Source organism: Anaerolineae bacterium (genome assembly GCA_013178015.1).
Classification (GTDB): domain Bacteria; phylum Chloroflexota; class Anaerolineae; order DRVO01; family DRVO01; genus Ch71.
In genome coordinates this window covers 22,039-30,757 of record JABLXR010000044.1, presented here as the reverse complement: position 1 = coordinate 30,757, position 8,719 = coordinate 22,039, and the positions used below count along the sequence as shown (strand labels likewise).

5 protein-coding genes are annotated in these 8,719 nt (G+C 63.6%); all 5 read left to right on the top strand.

Translation table 11 applies throughout. The features are described 5' to 3' along the window. The first annotated feature begins 803 nt into the window (after positions 1 to 803). Positions 804 to 1,889, top strand: a complete 1,086-nt coding sequence (locus HPY83_15545; GenBank protein ID NPV09359.1) for a hypothetical protein — start codon at positions 804 to 806, stop codon at positions 1,887 to 1,889. 320 nt (positions 1,890 to 2,209) lie between these two features. Then, the gene (locus tag HPY83_15540) at positions 2,210 to 4,210 is read left to right on the top strand and encodes an ABC transporter substrate-binding protein (GenBank protein ID NPV09358.1); all 2,001 of its coding nucleotides are present in this window, start codon (positions 2,210 to 2,212) and stop codon (positions 4,208 to 4,210) included. A 94-nt stretch (positions 4,211 to 4,304) separates the two neighbouring features. Further along, on the top strand, positions 4,305 to 5,294 hold the full coding sequence (locus HPY83_15535) for an ABC transporter permease (GenBank protein ID NPV09357.1): 990 nt from the start codon (positions 4,305 to 4,307) through the stop codon (positions 5,292 to 5,294). Positions 5,295 to 5,435: 141 nt separating this feature from the next. Continuing rightward, positions 5,436 to 6,482 carry an ABC transporter permease gene (locus HPY83_15530; GenBank protein ID NPV09356.1) on the top strand — a complete coding sequence of 349 codons (1,047 nt, stop codon included), beginning with the start codon at positions 5,436 to 5,438 and terminating at the stop codon, positions 6,480 to 6,482. Positions 6,483 to 6,711: 229 nt separating this feature from the next. Continuing rightward, positions 6,712 to 8,688 (top strand): ABC transporter substrate-binding protein, encoded by a 1,977-nt coding sequence (locus tag HPY83_15525; protein NPV09355.1) that lies wholly within the window; start codon positions 6,712 to 6,714, stop codon positions 8,686 to 8,688. The last annotated feature ends 31 nt before the right edge of the window (positions 8,689 to 8,719 follow it).

Here is an 8,719-nt window from a genome sequence, read left to right as displayed (position 1 = left end):
CAGGCTGGGCGGTATCGGACGCTGCATCGCCTCTGTTCCCTGCCTGCTCGCTGGCGGGCGGTGGTTTCTGGTCCACGTCAGATGGCAGCTCGCCCAACGCTGGCTCGACTTTGAGAAAGCCCTAGGCGCAGGAAGAGCTCAGGATCGGGGGACGAACGTATTCAGACGGCAGTCGCACGGGGTAGACCCGCGTGGGCGGCTGCAACACAAGCTCTCAGCCCACCCTCCGCCGCCGTCTGCGGGGGCAAGGCGACGGCGTTCGAGTCCCCCTTGAGGAGTGCGCACTGCTCCACGGGAAGGCCTACCCGCAATGCCGCCGGGGCTTGCTCTCGTAGTCTGGGCGCAGCGAAGCACCTGAGCGGCGGTGCTCGTCTCAGGACCCGTCCCCCCGATCCTGAGGTGTTACCTGGGGGATAGGCCTTGGTGCGAGCCCCATCCCGGCCGGGCTTCTGAGGCGGATCCCGCCAAGCCTGCCCTTGGGCCCGCCACAGAGTGCTAAGGCTCTTTGGCGCCTGGGCGGAGCCTCAGCTTCTGACCTGAGAGAAGGCGAGGCCAGCCCCTTGGTCTGACGCAGGAGCACAGGAGAGCATTCGGGCAGCCCGAAGTCTCCCTGCGAGCCGTCCGCGTCGCCAGACGCGGCAGGATCTGGGCAACGGGTGACTTGAGGCGGGCCCTGAGGCTGTTGCAGGAGTGCCCCGGGCTCTTGCCACTGATCAGCGATGCTCGTACGATGTCGGTGGCCAGCCCGGTCCCCGGGGGAGAGCGGCCTAGCCTGGAGCGCCTGAGGGAGAAGAGCGAAGAGCATGACGCGCAAAGAACGCCTGCGACGCGCATACTTTCACGAGGAGATGGACCGCCCTGCGGTGTATACCCGCACCGGCTACCCCGCCGGCGATCCCACCTACGACCGGGTCAAGGCCCTGTTCGCCGAGCACGGCGAGCTCAAGGTGGGCTGGAACGCCCGTCAGTTCGAGACCCGGCCCGAGGTGCGGCACTCGGTGGAGCCTTACAGCCAGGACTTCGAGCGTCACATCAGCATCCTGGTCACTCCCAAGGGGGAGTTGCGCTCCACCCGCCTGGAGAGCCTGCACGGCCAGCCGGGCCTGGACGAGACCTACTTCATCAAGAGCCGGGAGGACGCGGAGAAGTACCTCTCCCTGCCCCTGCCCGAGATAGGGGAGATCGACCGGTCTGGATACGACGCCGCCCTGGCTCAGATGGGCGAGGCCGGCATCGTGGAGGCCAGCCTGGGGTCCAACCCCGGCGGCACGGTGGCCGCCCTCTGCGGCTCCGATACGTTCGCCATCATGTCCATCACCGATCGCGACATTCTGCACGCCATGCTCGAACGGCACATGCAGGTTACCATCAACGTCCTGAAGCGCCTGTTGGCCCAGGGCATCGGCCCTTACTTCAACATGCAAGGGCAGGAGTACATCGTGCCCCCGCTGCACGGGCCTAGGGACTTCTACGACTTCAACGTCCGCTACGACAAGCCCATCATGGACCTGATCCACGAAGCGGGCGGCCGGGTGCACGTCCACTGCCATGCCAGCATCAAGAAGGTCATACAGGGGTTCGTGGACGAAGGAGTGGACGTGCTGCATCCGTTCGAGGCCCCTCCCATGGGCGACATCACCCCACGAGAGGCCAAGGAGGCGGCCCGGGGCAGGATGACCCTGGAGGGCAACATCCAGATCGCCCGCATGTACGAGGCCACCCCGGAGGAGATCGCCGAGGAAGTGAGGGCCCTGATCCGGGACACCTTCGACGATCGCCGCGGGCTTATCGTCTCGCCCACCGCCTCCCCGTACATCCGGGGCCAGGGGGAGAGGTGTTATCCCCAGTACAAAGCTATGGTGGAGACGGTGCTCTCCTGGAACGGCTGAGACCGGGCTGGGGTCCGGCTGGCGCCGGTGGGGCGGCTGTTCTGGAGGGCGGCGCAGCTCCCCGGCGAGCTCCGAATCGAGGCCTGACGCGAGCGCAGGCTGCAACACATTGACGTAGCCAGGCTGAGTTGTTATAGTTGATCTAACCAGTGGGCTTGAGGCCTCATGCCCTCGGATACCACGTGGATCGGGATCGAGCTTGAGCTGCAGGTAGCCAACGAACCAGTGCCATACACCACGGCCTAGACAGCGCGAACCGTCATGGCGCCATCGGTGAGACATCGCCGACAGGCGCCCATGAACCCTCGGAGGAGGATGAGATGACGAGTGACGTGTTGAGCCGACGCCGCTTCATCAAGTTCGCCGGACTGGCCGCCTCCGCCGCTGCAGTTGCCGCTTGCGGCCCCGCAGCGGCACCTACACAACCGCCTGAACCCACCCCAGCGCCGGCACAGCCGACTGCCACTCCCGCCGCAGCTGCCACCGCCGCCCCCGAAGCCGTATCCAAGTACAACGAAGCCCCCATGCTGGCCCAAATGGTCGCTGCCGGGCAGCTTCCTCCGGTGGAGGAACGCCTGCCCAAAGAGCCGTTGGTCGTGGAGCCGGTGGAGGAGATTGGCCAATACGGCGGCACCTGGCACAGAGTCCGGGTCGGCGCCACAGAGAACATAATGAACAGCCGCCTGTCCTACTGCAACCTGATCCGCTGGAACGTGGATGGGTCTGCGTTTGTGCCCAACGCCGCCAAAGCCTGGGAGGCGTCGGAAGACGGCAAGACCTTCACGTTCTATCTCCGCGAAGGCATGAGGTGGTCCGACGGGGAGCCGTTCACCGCCGATGACATTGTGTTCTGGTTCAACGACATAGTGTCGAATACCGAGCTCACCCCCTCCTTCCCCACCTGGCTCAAGGCCAAAGGGCAGCCGGGCACGATCGAGAAGGTGGACGACTATACCATTCGTTTCGTCTTCCCGGAGACGCACGGCCTGTTCCTCACCTACCTGGCCTCGGCCAACGGGTATGACTGGGCCCAGTCTCAGGCCAAGTACCTTAAGCAGTTCCACATTGACTACGCTGATGCGGACGAACTCGAGGCGGCAACTAAGGCGGCCGGCTTCGAGTTCTGGTATCAGTACTTCGCCAACATGCGCGACCCTAACGTCAATGCCGATCTGCCCGTCCTCTGGCCCTGGAAGATGTCCGTCATCCCGCCCAATGAGCCCATGACGGTGGTGCGCAATCCGTACTACTGGAAGGTAGACACCGCGGGCAATCAGCTGCCCTACATTGACCGGATCGAGTTCACTCTGGCGGAGAATGCCGAGACGGCCAACATGATGGCCCTCTCTGGCAAGGTGGACATGCAGCTGCGTCACATGCTCTTCAGCAACTTCCCCGTCTTCAGTCAGGAAGCGGAGGCCGGCAACTATCGCATCCTCACCTGGACGCGTGGCTACATCACTGACAGCGTCATCGCTCCCAACGTGGCCCACGCCGACCCGGTCATGCGCCAGATCATGGGCGACAAGCGCTTCCGCTGGGCCCTGTCCCTGGGCATCAACCGCGAGGAGATCAACCAGCTGATCTACCTAGGCATGACCGAGCCCAACCAGGTATCGCCCTTGCCCTCATCGCCGGTCTACAGCGAGGAGCAGGCGAAGAACCTCATCGAGCTCGATGTTCCGCGCGCCAACTCCCTCCTCGACGAGATGGGCCTCACGGACAAGGATGCCGAGGGCATCCGTCTGCGGCCCGACGGCAAGCCCATCGTGATCAACATCGAGTACGCGCCCGTGTTCGGCTCCTGGGGCGACATCGCCGAGCTGCTGGTCGGCTACTGGAAGGAGCTCGGGATCCAGGTGGTAGTCAAAGAGGAGGACCGCACCCTGTTCTACTCCCGCAAGGAAGCCAACGAGCATGACATGGGCATGTGGACGGGCAGTGCCGAATTCAACCCCATGATAGACCCGCGCTGGTTCCTCCCCCTGTCTCTGGAATCCATCCATGCCATTCCCTACGCTCAGTGGTATACCAGTGGCGGCGCCACCGGAGAGGAGCCACCGGGGGATCTGCGCACCGTGCAGGAGCTCTACGACCAGGTCAAGGACGCGGCCGACCCGCAGGTTCAGATAGACCTGTTCAAGCAGATCATAGATCTCAACCGGGAGAACGTGTGGGTGCTCGGCGCCTGCAACGCCCCACCTGAGGTCGTCATCGTCAAGAACAACTTCCGCAACGTACCCGAGCAGGCGGTGAGCGACTGGCACCTGCTCACCCCGGCCAACACAAATGTGGAGCAGTACTTCATCAGGCAAGCCTAGACGAGACGTGGAGACGCGGAGACCCTCACCCTGTCTCCGCGTCTCCCCTTCACTGCTTCTCCCTGTCTCTCTCTAGAAGGAGGAGCCACCGGAGATGGCGCGCTTCATCGCCCGACGCGTTCTTCTTCTCATACCGGTGTTACTCGCCATAACCCTTGTGTCCTTCCTCATCATCGAACTCCCACCCGGCGACTACCTGACCGCCTACCGGGCCCAGCTGGCATCCCGGGGGGATACGGTTGACGCCGACATCCTCGCTGCCCTGGAGAAGCAATACGGGCTGGACAGGCCCATCTACGAGCGTTACGTCAAGTGGCTGTGGCGAGTGCTCCACGGCGACTTTGGGCAGTCCTTCGGCTGGAACCGTCCCGTGAAGGTGCTCATCTGGGAGCGCCTAGGCCTGACGGTGGCCATCACTTTCAGCACCCTGGTGTTCACCTGGATCATCGGGTTTGCCGTGGGCGTCTATTCCGCCACCCACCAGTACTCCCCCGCCGATTACCTCTTCACCAGTCTCTCTTTCATCGGCGTGGGCATACCCGACTTCCTCATCGCCTTGGTGCTGATGTGGATTGCCTACTCGTCATTCGGCATGGACGTGGGCGGCCTCTTCTCCAACGAGTACCAGTCGGCGCCGTGGTCTATGGCCAAGGTGTGGGACCTGATCAAACACATGTGGGTGCCCCTGGTCATACTCGGCCTCGGTGGCACCGCCTACATGATCCGTATCATGCGCGCCAACCTGCTGGACGAGCTGCGCCGGCCCTACGTGGTGACGGCGCGGGCCAAAGGGCTCAAGGAGAGCAAGCTCCTCATGAAGTATCCCGTCCGCATCGCCCTCAACCCCTTTGTGAGCACGGCGGGCTGGGCGCTGCCGGGCCTCATCAGCGGAGCCATGATCGTTTCCGTGGTCCTCGGCCTACCTACGGCCGGCCCCATATTCCTTAACGCTCTCATGGTCCAAGACATGTACCTGGCCGCCACATTCGTTCTTCTCTTGAGCGTGCTCACCATCATCGGCACGCTCATTTCCGACATCCTGCTAGCGTTTCTGGATCCGCGCATTCGATATACGGCAGGCTAGAAGGAAACAACAGTGCAGGAACCCCTGGAAGCTAGAGCTGGGCCAGTTCCCGTCACTTCTGTGAGGGATTTGCCCCCGCCTGAGGAAGCGCCGCAGGCGGAGGAGACCGAGCGCATCTTCGTAGCCTCGCAGTGGCAGCTGATGTGGTGGCGGTTCCGCAAGCACAGGATGGCCATGTTCTCGTCGGTGCTGTTAGGGCTGTTCGCCCTCATCGCCATCTTCTGCGAGTTCGTGGCCCCGTACAGCCCCGATTCCTACGACGTCACCTACTCGTTTGCCCCTCCTCAGCCCATTCGGTTCTTCCGCGATGGCCGGCTGGTGAGCCCCTTCGTGTACGGTCTCAAAGGCTCACGCGACCCCAAGACGCTGGCCCTGGTGTTCGAGCCCAATCCCGAGGCCGTTCATCCGGTGAGGTTCCTGGTTCGTGGCGAGCCATACCGGCTTTGGGGCACCTTTACCAGCAACGTGCATCTCTTCGGGGTGGAGGAGCCGGGTACCTTCTTCCTCCTGGGCGCTGACCGCATGGGGCGGGATCAGTTCTCCCGCATCGTCTACGGGGCGCGCATATCGCTCTCCATCGGCCTGGTAGGCGTCTTCCTTAGCCTCATACTCGGGATCGTTCTGGGGGGCGTCTCAGGCTACTATGGGGGCATCGTTGACACCATCATGCAGCGACTGATTGAGTTCCTGCGCTCGATCCCTACCATCCCCCTGTGGCTGGCGCTATCGGCGGCCCTCCCCAAAGAGTGGTCGGTGCTCCGGGTCTACTTCGGCATAACCATCATCTTGAGCCTCATCGGGTGGACCAGCATGGCTCGCGTCGTGCGCGGGCGCTTCCTTGCCCTCCGTGAGGAGGACTTCGTGATGTCAGCCCTCCTGGTGGGCGCTAGCGAGGCTCGCGTCATCATGCGGCATATGGTGCCGGCGTTTACCAGCCACATCATCGCCCAGCTCACCCTTTCCATCCCGGCCATGATCCTGAGCGAGACCAGTCTCAGCTTCCTCGGGCTGGGCCTGCGGCCTCCCGTGATCAGTTGGGGTGTGCTGCTGCGGGAGGCGCAGAACGTGCGCACCGTCGCCACCGCCCCCTGGCTCATGTGGCCCGGAGTCTTCGTGGTGCTCGCAGTGCTCTCCTTCAACTTCGTGGGGGATGGTCTGCGCGACGCTGCTGATCCCTACGCCCGATAGACGGCTCACAGCGCTCACGAGGGGATGTTCCGGCCCCGACGTAGAAGTCGGCTGGCTCGTACTCGCCCTTGACGACTGCCTGTCCCTGCCATAGAGTAGCCACGAGTTAGCACATCATGCTATTTGGCCGCTAGGGACGGACCGGCTCCTCACCCGTGGCCCGGACGGGACTAGGGCCGCCGAGCTGGAGTCTCCCCGTTCCCGCCACACCTCAGAGAGGAGGACTATGATGGAGAGGCAAGTTCTCACCCGCCGCAGTTTCCTGAGGGTCACCGGGCTGTCAGCCACGGTGGCTGCCGTCAGCGCCTGCGCGGGTGCCACCCCCGCGCCCACCGAAGCCCCACCGGCTACGGCCACTCCCGCGGAGGCGCCGGCAGCGGAGACGCCCGTCCCCGCCTCGCGTTTCGGAGAGGCTCCGATGCTGGCCGAGATGGTGCAGGCCGGGACGCTTCCCCCGGTGGAGGAGCGCCTGCCCCGCGAGCCGCTGGTGATCACCCCGGTGGAGGAGGTAGGGCAGTACGGTGGCGACTGGAAGACCGTCACCACCGGCAGTCTCTACCAGGAATGGTACTCGCTCTTCGAGCCCATGATCACCTACACCCCCGATTTCACCGGTTTGGTGCCCGTCTTGGCCAAGAACTGGGAGTGGAACGAAGACGGCACCGTGATCACCATCTACCTGCGCGAGGGGGTGCGCTGGAGCGACGGCGAGCCCTTCACCGCCGACGACGTGATGTTCTGGTGGGAGGACGTGGCCCTGAACGCCGAGCTCACACCCACCGTTCCATCCGCCTTCCAGCGGGCGGGGGAGCCGGCTGTAGTGGAGAAGGTGGACGACTACACCATCAGGATCACCTTCGCTGCCCCCAATGGCATGTTCGAGGAGATCCTGCCCAACCAGTGGATGTACGCCCCCGCTCACTACATGAAGCAGTACCACGCCAAGTACGCCAGCAAGGAGGAGCTGGACGCGGCCATGGCCGAGGAGGGGTTCGACACCTGGGTGGACCTCTACGGGGCCAAGGCAGCTAGCTGGAACAACCCCGGTTGCCCTTACCTGTCCGCCTGGGTGGTGCAGAACACGGTGGACCAGCCAGTACACGTCTTCGAGCGCAACCCTTACTACTGGAAGGTGGACACGGCCGGCAACCAGCTGCCCTACTTGGACGGCAAGAAGCGCACGCTGGTGCCCGACGCCGAGGCTGCCCTCCTCAAGGCTGTAGCGGGGGAGGTGGATTTCGAGTGGCATAGCGCTCCCGGAGGGCTGGCGAATCGGCCCACCGTCATCGAGAACCAGGAGAAGGGCGACTATCGCATCATCAGCCTGGTGAACCCGGGCACCAACTATGGCACCATCTATTTCAACTATGCCCACAGCGACCCATTCTTGAAGCAACTCTTCCACGACCTCAACTTCCGTATCGCCTTCTCCATCGCCTTCGACCGCAATGAGATCAACGACCTGCTCTTCAAGGGTCTGGCCACTCCCAGCGCCGCTACTTGCGCTGTGGCCTCGCCCTGGTTTGAGCAGAGCTTCGCCGACGCCTACATCCAGTTTGATCCCGATAGAGCCAACCAACTGCTAGACGAACTGGGCCTCACCGAGAGAGACTCGGAGGGATATCGGCTGCGCCCCGATGGCCAGAGGCTGTCCTTGGTGAACTCGGTCTTCACCCCCTGGCCGGCGGAGAACGTCGAGATCCAGGAGATCATCAAGGACTATCTCGGCGAAGTGGGCATCGAGATAGTGGTGAAGCCCACCGAGCAGCGTCTCTGGGTACCGTATGTCCACGGCCTAAGCCACGACATCGCCTCCTACGCCTCCAACCTGGGCTTCGCCGGCAACCCGCCGGTGTTGCGTGAAACCTTCTGCACTCAGGAAGGCAACCAGCACTGGGCGCCGCAGTGGGGCCTGTGGTACGCCTCGGGTGGCAAGGAAGGGGAGGAACCGCCGGCGGAGATCAAGCAACTGCAGGACATGTACGAGCAGATCATGGGCGAGACCTCGGCGGACAGGCGTATTGAGATGCAGAAGGCCGCCCTGCAACTCCATGCTGAGAACATCTGGCAGATCGGCGTGTTGGCCGAGCCCGACGCCGGCCGCTACGGGGTGGCAAAGAACTACTTCCGCAACGTGCCCGAGGAGGGCTATCCCACGCAGCCGCCGCAGATCTATCCTACCTCGCAGTTCTTCATCAAGAGCTAGCCCTAGCGCGGGGAGGGCGGACTTCCGCCCT